Genomic DNA, 21,945 nt, shown 5'->3' with positions numbered 1-21,945 from the left:
TCCCATGCAATATCGTCGTCGTTTCACGATCCTTGGCTGTGGCTCTTCGCCAGGTGTTCCGCGGATCAACGGCGACTGGGGCGAATGCAATCCCGACAATCCCCGCAATCGGCGCACGCGCGCGGCATTCCTCGTGGAGCAGTTCGCGCCTGACGGCGGTTGCACGACGGTCGTCGTCGACACCGGTCCTGATTTCCGCGAACAGATGATCGCGGCCAGGGTGCAGCGTGTGGATGCGGTCCTGTTCACTCATGCACATGCCGACCATCTGCACGGCATCGACGATCTGCGCGGCTATTTCATCCTGCAGAAGCACAGGATCCCGATCTACGCCGACGCCTTCACCATGGATCGGATCCGGCTGGGCTTCGGCTATTGCCTCGAAACGCCACCGGGCGGCAGCTATCCGCCGATCGTCGAGCCGCGCATCATAGGATCGCTGGCCGAACCGATCGTCATTCACGGCGCCGGTGGGCCGATCGAGGTGCTGGCCCATCACCAGGAGCATGGTGACATCCACTCGCTGGGCTTCCGGTTCGGCGACGTCGCCTATTGCAGTGATGTCAGCGACTTTCCGGCCGAAAGCCAGAACAGGCTTCTCGGTCTCGACATGCTGGTGATCGACGCCCTGCAGCACAGTTACCATCCCAGCCATCTCTCGCTCGGTCAGGCACTCGAATGGATCGGCAAGTTTTCGCCCCGCCGGGCCCTTCTGACCCATATGCACATTCCGCTTGATTATGATGCGGTCATGCAAGCGACGCCGGATCACGTCGAGCCGGCCTATGATGGACTATCCTTCGAGATGACCGTCACGGGTTAAGCGGGGTTTCCACCGGTTGAGGTCAGGGATCCGTGGTGGCTTCCAGTGGTGCGACGGTAGCGCGGTAGCGCTGCAATACGATCAATCCGAAGAGAACGACCGCAACGCCTGCACAGACCACCGTCAGCGTCACGGCACGCTCCGGGCCAGCGGCCTCCAACCCCACCGCAAACAGGAAGGGCGCAAGCGCCGACGAGAACTGGCGGGCGGCCGTCACCCAGCCCAGCCGGGCGCCGTAGCCGGCGCGTCCGAAGAGTTCCAGCGGAAGTGTGCCGCCGACGATGCTGGCAAGGCCCGATCCCAGGCCAAACAGGATCGCAAAGAGCGCCAGTCCCGGGAGCCACGGCGTAGTGGACAGGAGCGCCACCAGCGCCAGTGCCAGCAGGCCGGCCGAGATCGTCGCCAGCACGGTCTGCGACAAGCGCCCCCCGAACACCATGTTCAGAAGTCGGCTGGCGACCTGCGAGGGTCCAAACAGCGCCGAGACCATCAGCGCCGAAGCCCCGACACCCAATGCGCCGAGCAGCGGCACCATGTGGACGAGGATGGAGGCCAGCACGAAACCTTCCACCGCAAACCCGGCCAGCATCAGGAGAAAGATGCCCTGGCTGGAGGCAGCCGGACTGGCAGCCAGGGGCTGAGTTGCCTCCGAGACCGGTCGAGGCGAGGGCCGGGCGGGCTCCGTCTTGCGAGAAAGCCGAGCGATCCACCAGTGGATCGGCAGGCAGAGGCCGAGATTCAGGGCGGCAAACAGGAGGTAGATCTCCCGCCAATCGAAGTGAGCATGGAGTGCCGCCGTCAGCGGCCAGAACAGCGTCGATGCAAAGCCGGCAATCAGCGTCAGATGGGTGATGCTTGCCGGCGCGCGGCTGCCGCCGACCTGGACGATCGCGGCAAACGCCGTGCCGTAGAGCACGAAGCAGGAGGCGAGTTCCATGACCACCAGCGACAGGGTGAAGGTCACCGGGTGGGACGAGAAGGCCGCACAGGCCAGCGATACGGCCGCGGCGATCGATCCAGGTACCATCAGCCTGCCGGCGCCGTAGCGATCGGCCCATTTGCCGGCCTGGGGCGCCAGCAGGCCTCCCGTCAGCAGCGCCAGCGACAGGATGCCGAACAGCCAATCCAGCGGCAGCGAGAGGTCCTGCGCCATCGCGGGGGCCAGAATGCTGAAGGAATAGTAGAGAGTGCCGTAGCCGATGATCTGCGTCGCCCCGAGCGCCCAGATCATGAGCGCGGGGGCCTTTCGGTCGGTCATTCGGCAGGTTCCATTCTGTTCGCCTATGCTTCCATCATCTTAGAAGTTTCGAAGTTTGCAGGTAAATAGAACCCGGATCAGCCTTGGGTTTCCGACGTTTCCTCGGCGCGGCCGTCGGCGCAACATTCATCGGCCAAATAACCGATCAGCGACGACATCGCCTTATAGTTGGCCCTGCAGATCAGCGTCGTGCCATGGCGTTCCTGGGTCACGAGACCGGCTTCGATCAACTTGCGGCAGTGGTGAGACAGCGTCGATGCAGGGATATCGACTTTTTGCTGAAGCCCGCCAACAGGCAATCCATCCAGTCCTGCGCGGACCAGCGTCCTGTAGATCAGCAGGCGCGTCGAGCTTCCCAGCGATTCCATCTGTGATGCAGCTGTTTCGATGTTCATGGAAATATGATGCCGCGATGGATGGTTCCCGTCAAGAGATACTTCCGCAATTATCGAAATAGAATAAGGCACGCGGACCTTCCGTCAGGATACGCTAGCATCGGAAGGGAAGAAACGTGCTGGCCGTCCCACCATTCATTGCGGCGATCGTCAGAAGATTGGCGGCCTCGATCTCCACGTCTCGTTCGGGACAGACCGCGATACGGGCAAGGCAGCCTGACGCAATGAACGTCTCGTTCTGTGTCCTGAACTGCTGACGGAATGAACCGGTGTCCAACAGCGTCGGCAGATCTTTCCAGGCGTCCGTGTAGATCTGACACTTTTTAATCTGCCACGGTGTTGGCAGCGACCCGTCCGCGTGGGCAAATTGCGGCAGGAGTGAAAGGGCTATATAAGCGGCTGTTAGGAACCTCATGGGGGTACTTTCTGATTGAACTTACGCTGGCAATGTCTTCGAATGCTTGTGATATTTGAATACGTCTGCCGCTCGGTTGTTATACCCAAGCGGCAAGATCCAATGCTGAATGAACATCCGCCAGGACATCCGTAGGTTCCATAATCTATCTTATGCGATCTTTGTTCGTGCCGCAGATGGACTGAGTTCCAGGCTCAGCCCAAGGGTTGAGCAGCAGCCACCGCCTCGGCTTCGTCCGCGGTCATCTCCAGCACTCTCCTCGCCAGGTCGAAGCTGAAGCCGTTGCGCGCAAAGGCGGACATCTCCCGGGCAAGCCGCTTTTCGTCGAGCGGCACACGCCGGTACGGACCAAAGCCCCGCTTGCGCGCGAACGCGATGGCTGCGGTCGGGTCATCGGCATCCTCCAAGGCTTCATCCGCCGTCGGCCGGTCGATGCCTTTTTCCTGCAGCTTGCGCGCGATGGCGCGCTTGGAGCGGCCGGCTCTCCCCAAGGACCTGACCTTCACTTCCGCATAGGACTTGTCGTCCAGTGCGCCGACACGCCGGCCGAACGCCAGCGCGGCTTCGGCCACGGCCGCTACCTGTGCCTCCGAGATGCCTTCGAATTTCTGCTTGGCCTTGCGGCTGATGGCGGTCGCCAGCTCGCGTTCGGTCATCATCCGGCGCGACAGCCGATAGGATGCCGAGTTCTTGGCCCATCCCAGCATTCGTGCGGTCGGCTTGGTGGTGTCGTCAACACCATCGCCATGCTCCGCGGCACCCGCACCGTCCGTGGCGAGGTTCTCGCTCATTCGGTCGCTGGAGCGCATCCGCGCAAGCGGCTGGCCGGAAATCTCGAAAAGGTGATGTTCTCCTCCCTGGAAAACGCGGTAGCCTTCTGCTTCAGCCTAGAGGAGTAGCCGATGCTTCGTCGATTCGCCTGCCTCATTCTGTTCATGCTTTTCCTTCCTGCAGCGTCTTACGCCGAAGATCCGGTAAGGGATGCCCGCGCCGTGATCTCCGGCCAGATCGATGCGTTTCGCAGCGACAATGCCGAAGCCGCCTATGGCTTCGCCTCACCGAATATCCGCAGCACGTTTCGAACCGAGACCCAGTTCCTGGAGATGGTCCGCAAGACCTATCCACCCGTCTACCGCGCCGACAACTACGCCTTTGGCCGCGCCAAACTCGTCGGTGGCGGCGAACTCGTGTTCCAGGAGGTGTTGATCAGCGGCAGCGAAGGCAAGGACTGGACGGCGATCTATGAACTGCGACTGATGGATGACGGCGCCTATAAGGTGAACGGCGTTCGGCTTCTGCGCAATACCTCCAGCACCGGCATCTGACGCTAAAGAGGTGGCAGATCGCCCCTCGCCCAGGCCTCCTGCGTTTGGCCCTGGAAGTCGGCAAAACGGCCTTCAGCGATAGCTTTCCGTATCCCTTTCATCAGGTCCTGGTAATAGGACAGATTGTTCCAGGTTAGCAGCATGCCACCCAGTGCCTCATCGGCGCGCACCAGATGATGAAGATAGGCCCGTGAATAGTCGCGCGCGGCGGGGCAGTCGGATTCCTCGTCCAGCGGTCGCATGTCTTCGGCATGACGGGCATTGCGCAGGTTCACCTTGCCGCGCCGAGTGAAGGCCAGGCCGTGGCGGCCGGCGCGGGTCGGCATCACGCAGTCGAACATGTCGATACCACGGGCGACGGATTTGAGGATATCGTCGGGCGTGCCGACGCCCATCAGATAGCGCGGCTTCTCGGACGGCAGCACCGGAAGCGTCGTCTCCAGCATCCGCAGCATCACGTCCTGGGGTTCGCCGACGGCAAGCCCGCCGACCGCATAGCCCTTCAGGTCCAGCTGCGTTAATCCCTCCGCCGAACGGACGCGCAGATCGGGCTGATCGCCGCCCTGCACGATGCCGAACATCGCCTTGCCGGGCTGTTCGCCGAAGGCCACGCGGCAGCGCTCTGCCCAGCGCAGCGAAAGCTCCATGGCGCGCTCGATCTCCTTCGGCTCGGCCGGCAGCGCTACGCATTCGTCGAGCTGCATCTGGATGTCGGAGCCAAGCAGCCCCTGAATCTCGATCGAGCGTTCCGGCGACATGTGATGCCGGCTGCCGTCCACATGGCTCTTGAAGGTCACGCCCTGCTCGTCAAGCTTCCTGAGGCCCGAGAGCGACATCACCTGGAAGCCGCCGCTGTCGGTGAGGATCGGGTGTTTCCAGCGGATCAGCTCGTGCAGTCCGCCAAGGCGTGCGACGCGTTCGGCGCCGGGCCGCAGCATCAGGTGGTAGGTATTGCCCAGGATGATGTCGGCGCCGGTCTCCCGGACCTGATCGAGATACATGGCCTTCACAGTGCCAGCCGTACCGACCGGCATGAAGGCAGGCGTACGGATCGTCCCGCGCGGCATGGTGATTTCGCCAAGGCGAGCGCCGCCATCGGTGAGCTTGAGATTGAACTGAAACATCTCTGTCATGTCGTCTTCCGGAAAAGCAGGCTGGAATCGCCATAGGAATAGAAGCGATAGCCGCTGCGAATGGCGTAGTCATAGGCGTTCTTCATGGTGTCGAAGCCGCTGAAGGCGGAGACCAGCATGAAGAGCGTCGATCTTGGCAGGTGGAAATTGGTCATCAGCACGTCCACCGCCTTGAAGCGGTAGCCGGGGGTGATGAAAATGTCGGTCGCGCCGCTCCAGGGATGGATGGTTCCGTCCTCGGCGGCAGCGCTTTCGAGAAGGCGCAGCGACGTTGTCCCGACCGAGACGATACGCCCGCCCCTCGCCTTCACGGCGTTCAGGCGCTGGGCTGTATCGGCGCTGACGTGGCCGATCTCCGAATGCATCTTGTGCGCCTCGGTGTCGTCCGCCTTGACCGGCAGAAACGTCCCCGCGCCCACGTGCAGCGTCACGAAATGACGTTCTATGCCAGCCGCGTCGAGCGCCGCAAACAGCTCCGGCGTGAAGTGCAGCCCGGCGGTGGGCGCCGCAACCGCTCCCTTTTCACGGGCATAGATCGTCTGATAGTCGATCTGGTCCCGTTCGTCTTCAGGGCGCTTGTCGGCGATATAGGGCGGCAGCGGGATGTGGCCGACCGTCATGATCGCCTCGTCGAGTGCCGGGCCTGACAGGTCGAAGAGCAAAGTGATTTCGCCACCCTCTCCCTTGGATTCCACCGTCGCGTTCAACGTGCCAAGCAGGCAGGCGTCGCCGCCGTGCCCGAACAGGATCCGGTCGCCGACCTTGATGCGCTTGCCGGGTCTCGCAAAGGCTTTCCAGCGCTCCGGCCCGACCCGCATATGCAGGGTCGCCGACACCGGAAGTTCGCTCCCCCCTTCCCTGATCCGCTGGCCTTCCAGCTGAGCTGGGATAACCCGTGTGTCGTTGAAGACGAGCGCATCGCCGGCTCTCAGCATCCCGGGGAGATCGCGGACCTGGTGATCCGCAAAGACTGCGGAGGGCTCCGGCTGCACCACGAGCAGGCGGGCGCTGTCGCGCGGGCTGACGGGCCGCAGCGCGATGTTGTCGTCCGGCAGGTCGAAGTCGAAGAGGTCTACGCGCATGTCATCTCGGCGGCTGGTGTCTGGCTGGTGATGGCGGTCTCCGCAGATAGTCGGATATGCCGCAAAAGAAAAGCGCCCCGGCAAAACCGAGGCGCTTGCAGCACATTACAACAGAAGATCAGGCAGCGATATCGGCTGCGACCTTCACGGAAACGATCGAATCCGGATCCTGTACGGGCTCGCCCTTCTTGATCAGGTCGATGTTGTCCATGCCTTCAATGACCTGGCCCCAGACGGTGTACTGCTTGTTGAGCCAAGGAGAATCGGTGAAGCAGATGAAGAACTGCGAGTTGGCAGAATTCGGGCTCTGCGAGCGCGCCATCGAGCAGGTGCCGCGAACGTGCGGGACAGCCGAAAATTCGGCCTGCAGGTCCGGCTTTTCGGAGCCGCCCATACCGGCGCGCGACGGGTTGAAGTTTTCGCTGCCCTTCTTGCCGAACTTGACGTCGCCCGTCTGGGCCATGAAGTCCGGGATCACGCGATGGAAGACGACGCCGTCATAGGCCTGTTCGCGCGCCAGCTCCTTGATGCGGGCGACATGACCGAGGGCCAGGTCGGGCATGAGTGCGATGACGACCCTGCCCTTGGTGGTTTCCATGATGAGGGTGTTTTCCGGGTCCTTGATCTCGGCCATAGCCATCTCCTTCTTGTGTTGTCGCGACTTAAGCCGCCTTTACTGGGTCTGCTTTCCGACGGTGACCTTGATCATGCGGTCGGGATCTGAGACTTCGCCGTTTCCGCCTTCGCCGCGCTTGATCTTGTCGACGGCTTCCATGCCGGAAGCCACCTTGCCGACAACTGTGTATTGGCCGTTCAGGAAAGAACCTTCGTCAAACATGATGAAGAACTGCGAATTGGCGGAGTCCGGATCCTGGGAGCGGGCCATGCCCACGGTGCCGCGTTCGAAGGGCACCTCGGAAAACTCGGCCGGCAGATCCGGGAGCTTGGAGCCGCCGGTGCCGGCACGCTCCGGAGCGAAGCCCTCCTCGGTGTCGCCGAACTCGACGTCGCCGGTCTGAGCCATGAAGCCTTCGATGACGCGGTGAAACGCGACGTTGTCGTATTCACCTTCTGCTGCCAGCTTCTTGATCTGCTCGACGTGCTTCGGAGCGATCTCCGGAAGAAGCTCGATCACGACCGGACCGTTCTTCAGTTCGATGGTGAGAAAGTCGTCCTCTGCAGCAAATGCCGGAACTGCCAGAGTTGCGAATGCAAAAGCGCCTGCAAAGGCGGAACGAAGCGATTTCATAATTTCTCCAAGATGGGACGTCAGCGTTTCAGCTTGAGCTTCATGGCCATAGAGACAGGTGTCGGGACAAAGGCTCCGACATCACCGCCCATGGCGGCGATCTGCCGGACCAATGTGGCCGTAATGGGCCGCGATGCGACCCCTGCGGGTAGAAAGACGGTCTGGACATCGGGAGCGAGCTGCCTGTTCATCCCGGCCATCTGCATCTCGTAGTCGAGATCGGTACCATCGCGCAGGCCGCGAATGAGGAGCCTTGCACCATGAGCGCGGGCCGCATCGACGACGAGATTATCGAACGAGACGACATAGATGTCGGCAGCCTTTTCGGGCAGGACATCGGCCAGAGAAGCGCGGACAAGGTCCGCCCTCTCCTCGAAGCTGAACATCGGGACCTTGCCCGGATGAACCCCGATGGCAACGACCACGCGGCTGGCAACTTCGAGGGCCTGAAGAAGGACGTCGAGATGTCCGTTGGTTAACGGGTCGAATGATCCTGGGTAGAAAGCGATGGTCATGGAGGGTCCCGCCGGTTTCCTGCCTTTTGTCACGGTCGAGATGCTGCCGCAAGTCTCGACAAGATGAACGGCAGATGAACAGCCCGTTCAAGCCGGTTTCATTGCGCATGTGGTTATCTGCGATCAATGGGCAAACGCCCGGTGAGAAAAGCAGGCGCGGGGTCGGAAACGAACCGCCAGTACAAACGGCTGGCAGGGATCAACGACCTCAAGATCCCGCTTTTCAAGACATGGCGGAACCAGATCGCGATATCGGCGTTCTGACAAACAAGAAGGACTACTGAGATGATCGAGAGAAGAAAGCCGATCATGCTGGACAAGATCTTTATGATCAACATGGTCTGGACAGCAATGATTGCGGCAATGCTCACGGCGACAGTGACCCTTTATCAGGATAGGTCCGAGTGGACCGAGCTCAACTATCCGCAGATGACGGGACGGTATCACGACGTTTCGTTCTACTGAGCGGAGTGGACAAAGAGGCAGGCTATGTTTGTGACGTTGACGGTTCTGGCAAGTTTGATCAGCATTATGTTCGTAGCCTCAGTGACGTCAACAATAGCGGAACTTCGTCGCGAAAGCGACGAAATGAAGGTTTTCGCGAAGCGTCGCGCTCCTTTCTGAGCGTAGGATAGGAACCTCAGAGATTTTCAGTAGCTGGCTGCTCGGATTTGATCCTCGAAGCAGCCGAAAAGAAAGCCGGGCTGATGCCCGGCTTTTTTTATATGTCCGAGGCCCCTTAGTCGGCCTCTGGCTCTTCGGGCGCACTGACTGGCGCCGGTGCGCCGCCGAGATCACCCGTTTCCGCCATGATCTCTTCCGGAAGAACGTTGCCGTTCTCGTCTTCGCCTTCCGGCTCGCTGATCCGCTCTACGGAGACGACCTTCTCATCCTTGGCGGTGGAGAAGATCGTGACGCCCTTGGTGGCGCGGCTGGCGATGCGGATCCCATTGACCGGGACCCGGATGAGCACGCCGCCGTTGGAGACGAGCATGATCTGGTCTGTGTCCTCGATCGGGAAGGCTGCCACGAGTTCGCCGATCTCACTGGTTCTGGAGGTGTCGGTGGCGCGAATGCCCTTGCCGCCGCGGCCCGACGTACGGAAGTCGTAGGAAGACGACCGTTTGCCGAAGCCCTTTTCCGAGACCGTCAGAACGAACTGCTCGCGGGCCTTCAGCTCCTGGTACCGCTCTTCCGAAAGTTCTCCCACTTCGCCGACCTCTTCACCAACCAGCGCAATATCCTCCTCATCGACGCCGGCAGAACGGCGTTCCACGGCCGAGCGCTTGAGATAGGAGGCACGCTCCCAGGGTTCGGCAGCCACATGGCCAACGATGGTCATCGAGATAATGCGGTCTGTCGGCTGCAGCGTGATGCCGCGGACGCCGATCGAATTGCGGCCGGCAAAGACGCGGACGCTGTCGACAGGGAAGCGAATGCACTGTCCCAGCGCCGTCGTCAGCAGCACGTCGTCGCGGTCGGTACAGGTCTCGACGGAGAGGATTTCGTCCCCCTCGTCCTCGAGCTTCATGGCGATCTTGCCGTTGCGGTTGACCTGAACGAAGTCCGACAGCTTGTTGCGACGTACGGTTCCGCGCGTCGTGGAGAACATGACGTCCAGGTTTTCCCAGCTCGTCTCGTCTTCGGGCAGCGGCATGATCGTGGTGATGCGTTCGCCGGGTTCCAGCGGCAGCATGTTGATGAGGGCCTTGCCGCGCGATGTCGGCGTGCCGATCGGCAGGCGCCAGACCTTTTCCTTGTAGACGATGCCGCGCGAGGAGAAGAACAGCACAGGCGTATGCGTGTTGGCGACAAATAGCCGGGTAACGAAATCCTCGTCCCGGGTCGCCATGCCTGAACGGCCCTTGCCGCCGCGGCGCTGCGCCCGGTAGGTCGTCAGCGGCACGCGCTTGATGTAGCCGAGGTGCGAGACGGTGACCACCATATCCTCGCGGGCAATCAGGTCCTCGTCGTCCATGTCCGGACCACCTTCGAGGATCTCGGTCCGCCGGGGTGTCCCGAACTCGTCGCGAACGGCAATCAGCTCGTCCTTGACGATGGTGTAGATGCGAACGCGCGACGACAGGATATCGAGGTAATCGGTGATCTCAGCCCCGATCTTGTTCAGTTCATCGCCGATTTCATCACGACCGAGCGCCGTCAGGCGAGCCAGACGCAGTTCGAGGATGGCGCGGGCCTGCTCTTCCGACAGGTTGTAGGTGCCGTCCTCGTTGATTCTGTGACGCGGATCGTCAATCAGGCGGATCAGCGAATCGACGTCATGCGCCGGCCAGCGGCGGGTCATCAACTGCTCGCGGGCGGTCGCCGGATCTGGCGCGCGACGGATCAGGCTGATGATTTCGTCGATGTTGGCGACGGCGATCGCCAGGCCGACCAGGACGTGGGCCCGGTCACGTGCCTTGCGCAGCAGATATTTCGTTCGGCGGCTAACGACCTCTTCGCGGAAGGCGATGAAGGCCTTCAGCATGTCGATCAGCGTCAGCTGTTCCGGCTTGCCACCGTTCAGCGCCACCATGTTGCAGCCGAAGGAGGTCTGCAGCGGCGTGTAGCGGTACAGCTGGTTGAGGATCACCTCGGCATTGGCATCGCGCTTCAGTTCGATCACGACCCGGTAGCCCTGGCGGTCGGATTCGTCGCGCAGATCGGAGATGCCTTCGATGCGCTTGTCGCGCACCAGTTCGGCCATCTTCTCGATCATCGTCGCCTTGTTCACCTGGTAGGGCACTTCGGTGATGATGATCTGCTCGCGGTCGCCGCGCATCGGCTCGATGTGGGCCTTGCCGCGCATGATCACGGAGCCGCGGCCGGTTTCATAGGCCGAGCGGATGCCGGACCGGCCGAGGATAAGGGCGCCGGTGGGGAAGTCGGGCCCGGGAATGAACTGCATCAGTTCCTGCAGTTCGATCGCAGGATTGTCGATGAGCGCAATGCAGCCGTCAATCACTTCGGTCAGGTTGTGGGGCGGAATGTTCGTCGCCATGCCGACGGCGATACCGCCGGCGCCGTTCACGAGAAGGTTCGGGAAGCGCGCAGGCACCACCACGGGTTCCGACATGGTGCCGTCGTAGTTGTCGCGGAAGTTGACGGTCTCCTTGTCGAGATCGTCGAGCAGCGCATGCGCCGACTTCTGCAGGCGGCATTCCGTGTAACGCTGGGCTGCAGGCGGATCGCCGTCGATGGAGCCGAAGTTGCCCTGGCCATCGATCAGCGGCAACCTCAGGGACCAGTGCTGCGCCATGCGCGCCAGTGCGTCGTAGATCGCCGAGTCGCCGTGCGGGTGGTATTTACCCATCACGTCACCGGTGACGCGGGCGGACTTCACGTACTTCTTGTTCCAATCGATGCCCATCTCGCTCATCGAGAACAGGATGCGCCGGTGAACCGGCTTCAAGCCGTCCCGGACGTCGGGAAGCGCGCGGCTGACGATGACGCTCATCGCGTAATCGAGATAGGACCGCTGCATCTCTTCCACGATGGAAATGGGCTCGATGCCTGGGGGCAGCTTTCCGCCGCCGGGTGTGCTTTGCTCAGTCAAATCGGATCACGATCTTTGTTCGGAATCAGTTGCATTTCTATAGCGGAAAGCGGCTCCGGACGCCAATTTCCGCAGCGGTTTTGAACAGTTTTTGGCCTTTGCGCGGCTCGTCCGTACGGCGCACATGGTGGAAAACCAGCGAGGAAGCTTGCTCTTCCCTTGACCGCCCCGCTGTCCTAACAATCTTGGCTGGCATCCGCAAGGATGGTGAGCATTACCGGGGGGTCAGATGGCAACTGCAGATATCCTGATCAACGCCTTTACTACCCTGTTGGTGACGCTCGACCCGCCTGGGCTCGCACCGGTGTTTCTCGGGCTGACGGTTGGGATGACTCGGCAGCAGCGCCGACAGGTGGCGGTGCGCGGCTCGCTGATCGCTTTCGCCATCCTCGCAGTCTTCGCGCTCTTCGGTGCCAGCCTGCTCGGTTCGCTCGGCATCTCGATGGGAGCGTTCCGGATCGCCGGCGGTCTGCTGCTGTTCTGGATCTCTTTCGAAATGGTCTTCGAGCGACGGCAGGAGCGCAAGGAGAAGACGTCTCAGACGGCCATCACCATCGACCACATTCATAACATTGCGGTCTTCCCGCTGGCGCTGCCGCTGATCGCCGGTCCCGGTGCCATATCGGCCACCGTACTGCTGGCGGGCGCCCTCCCTGGCCCCTGGGAGCGATTTCTGCTGATCGGCGTGCTGGCCCTCAGCATGCTGCTCGTGCTTGCCGCGCTTCTGATCGCCGAGCGTCTCGACCGTTTCCTCGGCGTCACGGGGCGGGCCATTCTGACCCGCCTGCTCGGCGTCATACTGGCTGCGCTGTCCGTGCAGTTCGTAGTCGATGGAATACGGTCTGCCTTCATCCTGTAGCGGCGAACGGCTTAGGGAAGCGCGGCAAGGAAAGCCTGCACCACCTTGGCGGAATTCTCCGAGGCAAGGGCGAAGAAGGTCCCCATCTCGTTCTCTCCCTCCCCGCCGCCAGCGAGATCCGAGAGGCTGCGGAAGGCGATGAAGGGAACACCGTTGCTGTAGGCCACATGCGCCGTCGCCGCACTCTCCATGTCGAGCACCTTCGCCTGGAAAGTCTCGAAGGTGAATTCGCGGAAAGCCGCATTGTCGACGAAGGCCGGTCCGGACACACCATTGCCGCCCACCAGCACGTTCGGCTGCGTCGAGAGACATTTCCCATCGCCGGCGCATTTCGCCAAGGTCACCTCGGAGGCCACCTGGCGCGCCGTCTCCAGCAGCTTGCCATCGACGGGAAACCAAAACCTATCTTCCGGCTCGGTCGCACCGTCGCGCAGGACTTCGCTTTCGTTGGGGTAGATCATGCCGAAGTTCGGGAACTGCGTGTCGAGGAAGGGCGGGATCGCAAAAGTGCTTTCCGTCTCGCGGGCGAAGATTGCCTCCAGATATTGGCCCCATTGGTCGCTGACGACGACGTCGCCGACCGACAGGGACGGATCGACGCCGCCTGCTATGCCGGAAAACACGATGGTGGTGATGTCAAAATGATCAAGTGCCTGCTGCGTGGTCATCGCCGCATTGACCATGCTGACGCCACTGAGAAAGAGGACGACGTCCTTGCCGGCGAGGCTGCCGGTGACAAAGCGCCGGCCGTTCACGACGTGCTCCTGCGCGCCTGAGACCTTGGTAAGAAGCGTTTTCCACTCCGGCTCGAAGGCCGACATAACCGCAATACGCGGCTTATCGTCGAGCTGATCCGCGGCAACTGCCGGCGCTGAAAGAGCTGCGGACAAAGCGACGGCGGAAATCAACAGGCAGGCGAATTTCATGACGTGATCCCTTGATGACAATGCCAGGCATCACGCAAGCCGTATGCCAGACGCCAACCCCTCGGGCGGCGTCTGGAGAGTCGTTCGATCAGAACGGGATGTCGTCGTCGAGATCGCGGGAGAAGCCGCCTCCGGACTGGCCACCACCGGATGCGCCGCCACGGGCGCCACCGGATGCGGGACGATCGTAGTCATCGCCGCCGCCACCGAAGTCGTTGCCGCCACCGCCGCCGCCGGCAACCCGACCACCGCCGCCGCCGTAGTTGCCCTGACCGCCGCCTTCGCCGCCGCGACCGTCCAGCATGGTCAGCGTCGAGTTGAAGCCCTGCAGCACGATTTCTGTCGAATAGCGGTCATTGCCCGTCTGGTCCTGCCACTTGCGGGTCTGCAGCGCGCCTTCGATGTAGAGCTTGGCGCCCTTCTTGACGTATTGCTCGACCACCTTGCAGAGGCCTTCGTTGAAGACCACCACGGTGTGCCATTCGGTCTTCTCCTTGCGCTCGCCGCTGTTGCGGTCGCGCCAGCTTTCCGATGTCGCGATGCGCAGGTTAGCGATCGGGCGACCGTCCTGCGTGCGCCGAATTTCGGGGTCCGCACCAACGTTGCCGACCAGAATTACCTTGTTGACGCTTCCCGCCATGATCAATCACCTCGTCCGCCGCCTTGTGACGCGGCTTTCCTTATCTTTAAGCCGCCAGCTTAGCCCATCTGATGCCCCATTTGGGTATCCCGGGTCCACAATCCACAATCATTTTTGTTCTTTATTTGTTCTATGAATTCATTATGGTCAAGTCAGGCGAGTCGAAATCTGTGGTGTCAAGATCAAGTTTCTGCCTCGACAGCGCAATTTACCTCACTACATATGGGCATTGATCCTCCCACCGGACAGACTTATGAGCGAATTTAAGACGATCTCCATCCGTGGTGCGCGTGAGCACAACTTGAAGGGCATCGATCTCGACTTGCCGCGCAACTCGTTGATCGTGATGACCGGGCTTTCCGGCTCCGGCAAGTCCTCCCTCGCTTTCGATACCATCTATGCCGAGGGGCAGCGCCGTTATGTCGAGAGCCTTTCGGCCTACGCGCGGCAGTTCCTGGAAATGATGCAGAAGCCGGACGTCGATCAGATCGACGGCCTGTCGCCGGCGATCTCGATCGAACAGAAGACCACCTCGCGCAATCCGCGGTCTACGGTCGGCACCGTCACTGAAATCTACGACTACATGCGCCTCTTGTTCGCCCGCGTCGGGGTTCCCTATTCGCCGGCGACCGGCCTGCCGATCGAGAGCCAGACCGTCAGTCAGATGGTCGACCGCATCCTGGCCTTCGAGGAAGGCACACGCCTCTACATCCTGGCGCCGATGATCCGCGGCCGCAAAGGCGAATACAAGAAGGAACTCGCCGAGCTGATGAAGAAGGGCTTCCAGCGCGTCAAGGTGGACGGCCAGTTCTACGAGATCGCAGACGTGCCGGCGCTCGACAAGAAGTACAAGCACGACATCGACGTCGTGGTCGACCGCCTGGTCGTGCGGTCCGATATCGGCGCACGCCTGGCAGACAGTCTGGAGACATCCCTGAAGCTTGCGGACGGGCTGGCGATTGCGGAGTTCGCCGACAAGCCGCTGCCGCCAGAGGAAACGGCCGCGGGCGGCTCGGCGAACAAGTCGCTGAACGAGACCCATGAGCGGACGCTGTTTTCGGAAAAATTCGCTTGCCCCGTCTCCGGCTTCACGATTTCGGAAATCGAGCCGCGGCTCTTCTCCTTCAACAACCCCTTCGGCGCCTGCCCTACCTGCGACGGCCTGGGCTTTCAGCAGAAGATCGATACGGCGCTGATCGTGCCGGAGCCGGAGCGTACGCTTCGCGACGGCGCCATCGCACCCTGGGCGAAGTCAACTTCGCCGTACTACAACCAGACGCTCGACGGCCTCGGCAAGGCGTATGGCTTCAAGCTTTCCAGCCGCTGGTCGGAGCTCTCGGCTGAGGCGCAGGATGCCATTCTCAAGGGTACCGAGGAGAAGCTCGAGTTCCACTACATAGACGGTGCCCGTTCCTACAAGACGACGAAGACCTTCGAGGGCATTGTGCCTAACCTGGAGCGCCGCTGGAAGGAGACCGACAGTGCCTGGGCGCGCGAGGAGATCGAACGCTACATGTCGGCGGCCCCCTGCCCGGCCTGCAACGGCTTCCGCCTGAAGCCCGAGGCGCTCGCCGTCAAGATCAACAAGCTGCACATCGGCCAGGTAACCGAGATGTCGATCAAGCTGGCCCGCGACTGGTTCGAGGACCTGCCCGCAAGCTTGAACACGAAGCAGAACGAGATCGCGGTCCGCATCCTCAAGGAGATCCGGGAACGCCTGCGCTTCCTGAATGACGTCGGTCTCGAATATCTCAGCCTGTCGCGCAATTCCGGAACGCTGTCGGGCGGCGAAAGCCAGCGCATTCGCCTCGCCTCTCAGATCGGCTCCGGGTTGACCGGCGTTCTCTACGTGCTCGATGAGCCTTCAATCGGCCTGCACCAGCGCGACAACGCAAGGCTGCTCGAGACTCTGAAGCACCTGCGCGACATCGGCAATACGGTGATCGTCGTCGAACACGACGAGGATGCCATCATGACCGCCGACTATGTGGTGGACATCGGCCCGGCGGCCGGCATCCATGGTGGCGAAGTGGTTGCCGAGGGTACGCCGGCCGACATCATGGCGAACCCCAAGTCGCTGACCGGCAAGTATCTGTCCGGCGAATTGGGCGTTGCCATCCCGACCACGCGGCGCAAGCCGAAGAAGGGCAAGGAGATCAAGGTCGTGGGCGCCCGCGGCAACAACCTCAAGAACGTCACCGCCTCGGTGCCGCTCGGCGTCTTCACGGCGGTGACCGGCGTATCGGGCGGCGGCAAGTCCACCTTCCTGATCGAGACGCTGTACAAGGCGGCGGCACGGCGGGTGATGGGCGCGCGCGAAATTCCGGCCGAGCACGACCGCATCGATGGCTTCGAGCATATCGACAAGGTGATCGACATTGACCAGTCGCCGATCGGGCGGACGCCGCGATCCAATCCGGCCACCTATACCGGCGCATTCACGCCGATTCGCGACTGGTTTGCCGGTCTGCCGGAGGCAAAGGCGCGCGGCTATGCACCAGGCCGCTTCTCCTTCAACGTCAAGGGCGGGCGCTGCGAAGCCTGCCAGGGCGACGGCGTCATCAAGATCGAGATGCACTTCCTGCCGGACGTCTACGTCACCTGCGACGTCTGCCACGGCAAGCGCTACAACCGCGAAACGCTGAGCGTCGAGTTCAAGGGCAAGTCGATCGCCGACGTGCTCGACATGACGGTCGAAGAGGGCGTCGAATTCTTCTCTGCTGTTCCCGCAGTGCGTGACAAGCTGCAGGGCCTCTTCAGTGTCGGCCTCGGTTACATCAAGGTGGGACAGCAGGCCAACACGCTCTCGGGCGGCGAGGCGCAGCGCGTGAAGCTCGCCAAGGAGCTGTCGAAGCGCTCCACCGGCCGGACGCTCTACATTCTCGACGAGCCGACCACAGGCCTGCATTTCCACGACGTCAACAAGCTCTTGGAAATGCTGCACGAACTGGTCAACCAGGGCAATTCCGTGGTGGTCATCGAGCACAATCTGGAGGTCATCAAGACGGCCGACTGGATCATCGACGTCGGTCCGGAAGGCGGCACCGGCGGTGGCGAGATCGTCGCGACGGGAACGCCGGAGCAGGTGGCCAAGGAGAAGCGCTCCTATACGGGGCATTTCCTCAAGGAGCTCCTGGAACGCCGACCGGCCAAGGCAGCGGAAGCGGCGGAATAACCGCCAGGGGAGGACGACGTGAGCGCATCCGGCACCATTCGCACCGGCATCGGCGGCTGGACCTTCGATGCGTGGGAAGGCAGCTTCTACCCGGAGAAGCTGGCGAAGAAGAAGCAGCTCGAATACGCCAGCAGCAAGCTGGCGGTGATCGAGGTCAACGGCACCTACTACGGCTCGCAGAAGCCGGAGACCTTTGCCAAATGGGCGGCGGACGTGCCGGAGGGATTCGTCTTCTCGCTGAAGGCGAGCCGGTACACCACCAACCGGAAGGTGCTGGCGGAGGCCGGGGAATCGATCGGCAAGTTCCTTGGACAGGGGCTGGTGGAACTGGGCCCGCACCTGGGACCTATCCTCTGGCAGTTCGCCCCGACCAAGAAGTTCGAGCCCGACGATTTCGAGGCTTTCCTCAAGCTGCTGCCGGAGACGATCGAGGGCCTGCCGCTTCGCCATGTGGTGGAAGTGCGCCACGACAGCTTCAAGGTGCCGGAGTTTGTGCAACTGCTCGCCCGGCACAACATTGCGCCCGTCTGCGCCGAGCATCACGACTACCCGATGATCCCCGACGTGACGGCGGATTTCGCCTATGCCCGGCTGCAGACAGGCTCCGACGATATTCCCACCTGCTATGCGGATGCCGACCTGAAAACCTGGGCGGGACGATTGAAAACCTGGGCCGAAGGCGGCGTGCCGGACGACCTGCCGCTCGTCGATCCGGATCGCCGGCCCGAACGGAAACCGCGCGACGTCTTCGCCTTCTTCATCCACGAGGGCAAGGTCAATGCGCCGCAGGGTGCCATGGCTCTGCAGGCCATGATTGATCGCTGATCAGGCGCTGCTGAGTGGGCCGAGATGAGCGACAAGCGTTTCAGCCGTCATGCCCTCGCCTGCCCGGATGGCGGCCTGACCATGCAGATAGACCGCAGCTGCGGCTGCTTCGAACGCCGGCATGCCGTTGGCGAGCAAGGCCCCGATGATGCCGGCCAGGACATCGCCCGAACCGGCGGTTGCCAGCCAGGGCGGCGCATTGTCGTTGATGAGGGCCCGGCCATCGGGTGCCGCAATCACGGTGTCGGCGCCCTTGTAGACGATGATCGCGTTCGACAACCCGGCAGCCGCCACGGCCTTTTCGACCTTGCTCTGCCCCTCCTCTGCCGCAAGGTCGGGAAACAGCCGTGCGAACTCCCCCTCATGCGGGGTCAAGACCAACTGCGTATCGCGCGCGCGGTAGATGTCGAACAGGCGGTTGCGCTGATCCCGAAACGAGGTGATCCCGTCGGCGTCCAGTACCAGCGGGCGTCCCTCCAGCGCCTCCACGAAGTCGCGGGCCTTGTTGCCAACCCCGAAACCCGGCCCCAAGACGAAGGCCGACAGTTTGGACGCGGTCAGCCAGTCCAGCAGTGCTGCGGTCGTCTCGACCTCGCGCAGCATGACAGCCGTGAGTTGGCCGGCATTGACCGGCATTGCTTCGGCCGGAGAGGCAAGCGTCACCAGTCCGGCGCCGGCAGCAAGTCCTGCGCCGGCCGCGAGCCGCGCCGCCCCCGTGTGGGAGGCACCACCGGAGAAGACACCAAGGTGGCCGCGACGGTACTTGTGGGAGGCGGGATCGGGCGTCGGCAGCAGATGACGCCAGGCATCCGGATGATTGACGGATATCGTACCTGCCGCACTGCGCAGGATGCGCAACGGAATGCCGATGTCGCAAACTTCGATGTCTCCGCAGAGCGAGCGTCCGGGCATCAACAGGTGACCAGGCTTGCGCGCCATGAAAGTGACGGTGCGGTCGGCCCGGAACGCGGCGCCGAGCGGTTCGCCTCGACGGCCGCAGAGACCGGATGGCAGATCGACCGCCACGACCGTTACTGCGGCATCGCGGACCTTGCCGATCACGGCGTTGACCTCAGCGGAAACCGGCCGCGCCAGTCCTGCACCGAAGATGGCATCGATCACCACATCGCCAGGCTCGATCTGCAGCTGTGACGATGCCAGGGGCGCGACGGGGCAAGCTTTCCAGGCGCGGCGCGCATCGCTCGCCAGCTGGCCTGGATCTCCGATCGCGAAGACCCGGGTGTCGGCACCCGCGCGGATCAGGCTTGCCGCCGCGACATAACCATCGCCGCCATTGTTGCCGGGGCCACAGAGAACGACGAACCGCAGCGCCTGCGGGTAGTGGCGAAGCGCTGATGCCGCCACAGCCTGCCCCGCCTTCTCCATTAATCCATAGGAATCAATACCGGATGCGGCTGCGGCGGCGTCAGCCGCGGCCATCTCAGCGGGGGTGAGCAGCAATGTGTCTGGCTGTGCGGTCATGCTGCACTTGAACGGAAACTCAAACGGAACACAAGAGCCGGTGCAGCCGCTTGCTGCGCCCACAACACGGGCATCAGCTTAATATTTGTGCAACCAAAAGCTTTAACGCACGCTCCCTGTCGATGACAGTGGCATAGCATGTTGTCAAACGCTCAAACTTCAGGCGTTTATCTCGAACAACAATGCGCTATATCTGTATGACAAAATTGGAATTTTCTGGGCGTTACCGCGAAAGCGGCTTTCCAGATTGGCATGATACCTGCATTAGTAGGTCGAGCCGGTAACGGCAGCGTCAGGGGAGAGATCGTTTCTCATGAAAAAAATCGAAGCCATTATCAAGCCATTCAAGCTGGATGAGGTGAAGGAAGCCCTCCAGGAGGTCGGCTTGCAGGGCATAACTGTGACGGAGGCGAAGGGTTTCGGGCGCCAGAAGGGCCATACCGAACTCTATCGCGGCGCCGAGTATGTCGTCGACTTCCTGCCCAAGGTGAAGGTCGAAGTCGTTCTTGCAGACGAGAATGTGGACGCTGTCATCGAAGCGATCCGCAATGCCGCCCAGACCGGTCGCATCGGCGACGGAAAGATCTTCGTGTCCAACGTCGAAGAGGTCGTTCGCATTCGTACCGGCGAGACCGGCGTGGACGCGATCTGATTCACCGGCCGGACGGCCGCAGATCAATCGTCATATCAAATTCAAGGAAGCGTAAAATGACGACCGCAAGCGAAATCATGAAGCAAATCAAGGAAAACGACGTCAAGTTCGTGGACCTGCGATTCACCGATCCGAAGGGCAAGCTGCAACATGTGACGATGGACATTGCGGCCGTCGACGAGGACATGTTTGCCGATGGCGTCATGTTCGACGGCTCCTCCATCGCCGGCTGGAAAGCCATCAACGAATCCGACATGGTGCTGATGCCGGATCCGGCGACCGTGCACATGGACCCCTTCTTCGCCCAGTCGACCATGGTCGTTTTCTGCGACATCCTGGACCCGATCTCGGGCGAGTCCTACAACCGTGACCCGCGCGGCACGGCCAAGAAGGCTGAAGCCTATCTCAAGGCATCGGGTATCGGCGACACCATCTACGTCGGACCTGAGCCGGAATTCTTCGTCTTCGACGACGTGAAGTATAAGGCTGACCCCTACAACACCGGCTTCAAGCTCGACTCCTCCGAGTTGCCGTCGAACGACGACACGGATTACGAGACCGGCAACCTCGGGCACCGTCCGCGCGTCAAGGGCGGCTACTTCCCCGTCCCGCCGATCGACAGCCTTCAGGACATGCGCTCCGAGATGTTGACCGTGCTCACCGAGATGGGCCTCGTCGTCGAGAAGCACCACCACGAGGTGGCTGCGGCGCAGCATGAGCTCGGCGTGAAGTTCGACACGCTGGTGCGCAACGCCGACAAGATGCAGATCTACAAGTATGTGGTGCATCAGGTCGCCAACGCCTACGGCAAGACGGCAACCTTCATGCCGAAGCCAATCTACGGCGACAACGGCTCGGGCATGCACGTGCACCAGTCGATCTGGAAGGACGGCAAGCCGACCTTCGCCGGCGACGAATATGCAGGTCTCTCGGAAAGCTGCCTCTTCTACATCGGCGGCATCATCAAGCATGCCAAGGCCATCAACGCCTTCACCAACCCCTCGACCAATTCCTACAAGCGTCTGGTTCCGGGGTATGAGGCGCCGGTGCTGCTGGCCTATTCGGCCCGCAACCGCTCCGCATCCTGCCGCATCCCCTTCGGCACCGGGGCAAAGTCGAAGCGCGTCGAAGTCCGCTTCCCGGATCCGACTGCCAACCCATACCTTGGCTTCGCGGCGATGCTGATGGCCGGTCTCGACGGCATCAAGAACAAGATCCATCCGGGCAAGGCCATGGACAAGGACCTCTACGACCTGCCGCCGAAGGAGCTGAAGAAGATCCCGACGGTTTGCAGCTCGCTGCGAGAAGCTCTGGAAAACCTCGACCGGGACCGCAAGTTCCTGACCGCCGGCGGCGTCTTCGACGACGACCAGATCGACGCCTATATCGAACTGAAGATGCAGGAAGTCATGCGCTTCGAGATGACCCCGCATCCGGTCGAGTTCGACATGTACTACTCGGCCTGAACCGGCCGATTACATCGCACATCTGCGGCGGGCCTCGGCCCGCCGTTTTTGTTTCGGCGGGTCTGTTTCGTTTTCATCCAAGGGACGGGGTGTTTCAGTCGCTTCGCGGAGGTGAGCAGCGTGCATGGAGCCAATCGGGAACTGCCGCGTTCCCCTCTGCCATGCCCTT

At 61.9% G+C, this 21,945-nt stretch carries 21 protein-coding genes; 9 read left to right on the top strand and 12 right to left on the bottom strand.

Annotated elements, in window-relative coordinates:
• Nucleotides 1-4 precede the first annotated feature (4 nt).
• Complete coding sequence (locus tag M1E10_RS17340; RefSeq protein ID WP_499174054.1) at nt 5-823, top strand: MBL fold metallo-hydrolase; 819 nt, start codon at nt 5-7, stop codon at nt 821-823.
• A 22-nt stretch (nt 824-845) separates the two neighbouring features.
• Here the strand turns inward: M1E10_RS17340 and arsK are convergent, their stop codons facing one another.
• From arsK to M1E10_RS17325, 3 genes are all read right to left on the bottom strand, one after another.
• On the bottom strand, nt 846-2,081 hold the full coding sequence (gene arsK / locus M1E10_RS17335; protein ID WP_499174053.1) for an MFS transporter: 1,236 nt from the start codon (nt 2,079-2,081) through the stop codon (nt 846-848).
• A 77-nt stretch (nt 2,082-2,158) separates the two neighbouring features.
• The gene (locus M1E10_RS17330) at nt 2,159-2,476 is read right to left on the bottom strand and encodes an ArsR/SmtB family transcription factor (RefSeq protein ID WP_499174052.1); all 318 of its coding nucleotides are present in this window, start codon (nt 2,474-2,476) and stop codon (nt 2,159-2,161) included.
• A 609-nt stretch (nt 2,477-3,085) separates the two neighbouring features.
• Nucleotides 3,086-3,682 (bottom strand): regulatory protein RecX, encoded by a 597-nt coding sequence (locus M1E10_RS17325; RefSeq protein ID WP_499174051.1) that lies wholly within the window; start codon nt 3,680-3,682, stop codon nt 3,086-3,088.
• A 111-nt stretch (nt 3,683-3,793) separates the two neighbouring features.
• Here M1E10_RS17325 and M1E10_RS17320 point away from each other — a divergent pair, with 111 nt between their 5' ends.
• The gene (locus M1E10_RS17320; RefSeq protein ID WP_499174050.1) at nt 3,794-4,216 is read left to right on the top strand and encodes a DUF4864 domain-containing protein; all 423 of its coding nucleotides are present in this window, start codon (nt 3,794-3,796) and stop codon (nt 4,214-4,216) included.
• A 2-nt stretch (nt 4,217-4,218) separates the two neighbouring features.
• Here the strand turns inward: M1E10_RS17320 and tgt are convergent, their stop codons facing one another.
• The 5 genes from tgt to coaD all read right to left on the bottom strand — a co-directional run bounded on the left by tgt (nt 4,219) and on the right by coaD (nt 8,195).
• A complete protein-coding gene (gene tgt, locus M1E10_RS17315; RefSeq protein ID WP_499174049.1) occupies nt 4,219-5,349 on the bottom strand; it encodes a tRNA guanosine(34) transglycosylase Tgt in 1,131 nt (376 codons plus the stop codon).
• A complete protein-coding gene (gene queA, locus M1E10_RS17310; RefSeq protein ID WP_499174048.1) occupies nt 5,346-6,431 on the bottom strand; it encodes an S-adenosylmethionine:tRNA ribosyltransferase-isomerase in 1,086 nt (361 codons plus the stop codon). Before queA ends, tgt begins: the two co-directional genes overlap by 4 nt.
• A 118-nt stretch (nt 6,432-6,549) precedes the next feature.
• Nucleotides 6,550-7,065, bottom strand: coding sequence for a peptidylprolyl isomerase (locus tag M1E10_RS17305; RefSeq protein ID WP_499174047.1), 516 nt, complete (start codon nt 7,063-7,065; stop codon nt 6,550-6,552).
• A 39-nt stretch (nt 7,066-7,104) separates the two neighbouring features.
• Nucleotides 7,105-7,680, bottom strand: coding sequence for a peptidylprolyl isomerase (locus M1E10_RS17300; protein WP_499174046.1), 576 nt, complete (start codon nt 7,678-7,680; stop codon nt 7,105-7,107).
• A gap of 20 nt (nt 7,681-7,700) precedes the next feature.
• Nucleotides 7,701-8,195: a pantetheine-phosphate adenylyltransferase gene (gene coaD, locus M1E10_RS17295; protein WP_499174045.1), complete on the bottom strand. Its 495-nt coding sequence runs from the start codon at nt 8,193-8,195 to the stop codon at nt 7,701-7,703.
• Nucleotides 8,196-8,269: 74 nt separating this feature from the next.
• Between coaD and M1E10_RS17290 the strand changes: the two genes are divergently transcribed.
• Both M1E10_RS17290 and M1E10_RS17285 read left to right on the top strand, forming a co-directional pair.
• Nucleotides 8,270-8,479 carry a hypothetical protein gene (locus M1E10_RS17290; protein ID WP_499174044.1) on the top strand — a complete coding sequence of 70 codons (210 nt, stop codon included), beginning with the start codon at nt 8,270-8,272 and terminating at the stop codon, nt 8,477-8,479.
• Between the two features lies 1 nt (nt 8,480).
• The gene (locus tag M1E10_RS17285; protein ID WP_499174043.1) at nt 8,481-8,660 is read left to right on the top strand and encodes a hypothetical protein; all 180 of its coding nucleotides are present in this window, start codon (nt 8,481-8,483) and stop codon (nt 8,658-8,660) included.
• 274 nt (nt 8,661-8,934) lie between these two features.
• On the opposite strand, the gene gyrA is transcribed toward M1E10_RS17285, so the two are convergent.
• Nucleotides 8,935-11,751, bottom strand: a complete 2,817-nt coding sequence (gyrA, locus tag M1E10_RS17280; protein ID WP_499174042.1) for a DNA gyrase subunit A — start codon at nt 11,749-11,751, stop codon at nt 8,935-8,937.
• Nucleotides 11,752-11,980: 229 nt separating this feature from the next.
• Between gyrA and M1E10_RS17275 the strand changes: the two genes are divergently transcribed.
• On the top strand, nt 11,981-12,610 hold the full coding sequence (locus M1E10_RS17275) for a MarC family protein (RefSeq protein ID WP_499174041.1): 630 nt from the start codon (nt 11,981-11,983) through the stop codon (nt 12,608-12,610).
• A gap of 11 nt (nt 12,611-12,621) precedes the next feature.
• Here M1E10_RS17275 and M1E10_RS17270 read toward each other — a convergent pair whose 3' ends face one another.
• Both M1E10_RS17270 and M1E10_RS17265 read right to left on the bottom strand, forming a co-directional pair.
• A complete protein-coding gene (locus M1E10_RS17270) occupies nt 12,622-13,536 on the bottom strand; it encodes a 5'-methylthioadenosine/S-adenosylhomocysteine nucleosidase (RefSeq protein ID WP_499174040.1) in 915 nt (304 codons plus the stop codon).
• A gap of 88 nt (nt 13,537-13,624) precedes the next feature.
• Nucleotides 13,625-14,176, bottom strand: coding sequence for a single-stranded DNA-binding protein (locus M1E10_RS17265; protein WP_499174039.1), 552 nt, complete (start codon nt 14,174-14,176; stop codon nt 13,625-13,627).
• A 253-nt stretch (nt 14,177-14,429) separates the two neighbouring features.
• On the opposite strand from M1E10_RS17265, the gene uvrA reads away from it, so the two are divergent.
• Nucleotides 14,430-17,351, top strand: coding sequence for an excinuclease ABC subunit UvrA (gene uvrA, locus M1E10_RS17260; protein ID WP_499174038.1), 2,922 nt, complete (start codon nt 14,430-14,432; stop codon nt 17,349-17,351).
• Between the two features lie 18 nt (nt 17,352-17,369).
• Nucleotides 17,370-18,176, top strand: coding sequence for a DUF72 domain-containing protein (locus tag M1E10_RS17255; RefSeq protein ID WP_499174037.1), 807 nt, complete (start codon nt 17,370-17,372; stop codon nt 18,174-18,176).
• Here M1E10_RS17255 and M1E10_RS17250 read toward each other — a convergent pair whose 3' ends face one another.
• Complete coding sequence (locus M1E10_RS17250) at nt 18,177-19,658, bottom strand: NAD(P)H-hydrate epimerase (protein ID WP_499174036.1); 1,482 nt, start codon at nt 19,656-19,658, stop codon at nt 18,177-18,179.
• 313 nt (nt 19,659-19,971) lie between these two features.
• Between M1E10_RS17250 and M1E10_RS17245 the strand changes: the two genes are divergently transcribed.
• The gene (locus M1E10_RS17245; RefSeq protein ID WP_029618203.1) at nt 19,972-20,310 is read left to right on the top strand and encodes a P-II family nitrogen regulator; all 339 of its coding nucleotides are present in this window, start codon (nt 19,972-19,974) and stop codon (nt 20,308-20,310) included.
• Nucleotides 20,311-20,366: 56 nt separating this feature from the next.
• Nucleotides 20,367-21,776 (top strand): glutamine synthetase family protein, encoded by a 1,410-nt coding sequence (gene glnA / locus M1E10_RS17240; protein WP_499174035.1) that lies wholly within the window; start codon nt 20,367-20,369, stop codon nt 21,774-21,776.
• The last annotated feature ends 169 nt before the right edge of the window (nt 21,777-21,945 follow it).

The organism is Rhizobium sp. PK7-22 (assembly GCF_056530405.1).
This window is presented reverse-complemented; position numbering and strand designations above follow the sequence as displayed.

Coding starts and splice junctions, on each gene's coding strand:
- M1E10_RS17340 (WP_499174054.1), top strand. CDS start 5: ATGCAATATCGTCGTCGTTTCACGATCCTTGGCTGTGGCTCTTCGCCA.
- arsK (WP_499174053.1), bottom strand. CDS start 2,081: ATGACCGACCGAAAGGCCCCCGCGCTCATGATCTGGGCGCTCGGGGCG.
- M1E10_RS17330 (WP_499174052.1), bottom strand. CDS start 2,476: ATGAACATCGAAACAGCTGCATCACAGATGGAATCGCTGGGAAGCTCG.
- M1E10_RS17325 (WP_499174051.1), bottom strand. CDS start 3,682: ATGAGCGAGAACCTCGCCACGGACGGTGCGGGTGCCGCGGAGCATGGC.
- M1E10_RS17320 (WP_499174050.1), top strand. CDS start 3,794: ATGCTTCGTCGATTCGCCTGCCTCATTCTGTTCATGCTTTTCCTTCCT.
- tgt (WP_499174049.1), bottom strand. CDS start 5,349: ATGACAGAGATGTTTCAGTTCAATCTCAAGCTCACCGATGGCGGCGCT.
- queA (WP_499174048.1), bottom strand. CDS start 6,431: ATGCGCGTAGACCTCTTCGACTTCGACCTGCCGGACGACAACATCGCG.
- M1E10_RS17305 (WP_499174047.1), bottom strand. CDS start 7,065: ATGGCCGAGATCAAGGACCCGGAAAACACCCTCATCATGGAAACCACC.
- M1E10_RS17300 (WP_499174046.1), bottom strand. CDS start 7,680: ATGAAATCGCTTCGTTCCGCCTTTGCAGGCGCTTTTGCATTCGCAACT.
- coaD (WP_499174045.1), bottom strand. CDS start 8,195: ATGACCATCGCTTTCTACCCAGGATCATTCGACCCGTTAACCAACGGA.
- M1E10_RS17290 (WP_499174044.1), top strand. CDS start 8,270: ATGAACAGCCCGTTCAAGCCGGTTTCATTGCGCATGTGGTTATCTGCG.
- M1E10_RS17285 (WP_499174043.1), top strand. CDS start 8,481: ATGATCGAGAGAAGAAAGCCGATCATGCTGGACAAGATCTTTATGATC.
- M1E10_RS17275 (WP_499174041.1), top strand. CDS start 11,981: ATGGCAACTGCAGATATCCTGATCAACGCCTTTACTACCCTGTTGGTG.
- M1E10_RS17270 (WP_499174040.1), bottom strand. CDS start 13,536: ATGAAATTCGCCTGCCTGTTGATTTCCGCCGTCGCTTTGTCCGCAGCT.
- M1E10_RS17265 (WP_499174039.1), bottom strand. CDS start 14,176: ATGGCGGGAAGCGTCAACAAGGTAATTCTGGTCGGCAACGTTGGTGCG.
- uvrA (WP_499174038.1), top strand. CDS start 14,430: ATGAGCGAATTTAAGACGATCTCCATCCGTGGTGCGCGTGAGCACAAC.
- M1E10_RS17250 (WP_499174036.1), bottom strand. CDS start 19,658: ATGACCGCACAGCCAGACACATTGCTGCTCACCCCCGCTGAGATGGCC.
- M1E10_RS17245 (WP_029618203.1), top strand. CDS start 19,972: ATGAAAAAAATCGAAGCCATTATCAAGCCATTCAAGCTGGATGAGGTG.
- glnA (WP_499174035.1), top strand. CDS start 20,367: ATGACGACCGCAAGCGAAATCATGAAGCAAATCAAGGAAAACGACGTC.